This is a genomic window from Pseudomonas sp. E45-MNA-CIBAN-0222, from assembly GCF_040310405.1.
Taxonomy (GTDB): Bacteria; Pseudomonadota; Gammaproteobacteria; order Pseudomonadales; family Pseudomonadaceae; genus Stutzerimonas; species Stutzerimonas stutzeri_AC.
The window spans coordinates 1-263 of record NZ_JBEOPU010000131.1 but is presented as its reverse complement, the minus strand read 5'-3'; the positions used below and the strand labels follow the sequence as shown (position 1 = coordinate 263).

Annotated in this window: 1 protein-coding gene; it reads right to left on the bottom strand. The window is 44.9% G+C overall.

All coding sequences use genetic code 11. The features are described 5' to 3' along the window. Positions 1 to 263, bottom strand: a 263-nt coding sequence (locus AAEZ08_RS23045) for a PKD domain-containing protein (RefSeq protein ID WP_500125196.1), incomplete at both ends; no start/stop codon positions are given.

The window sequence follows — 263 nt, the reverse complement described above, 5'->3', positions numbered from 1 at the left end:
CAGTATTTGCGGATAGCGCAGGAATGACAATGCTAGCTGTCATAGTTTGTGGCGCTGTTATCGAAATAACCGGAGAGCCATTATCGATTTGTGCCCATGAATATGAGTTAATAGTACCATCTGAATCACTGCTATTGCTGGCATCAAGCTGCACAGTTTCACCAATAACACCTTGTAAATCAGAGCCCGCATCAGCGCTAGGAGGCATATTACCTTGCGCTACATTAATGATCGTAAGAGTGATGCTGTCTGTTGCCGTTAGC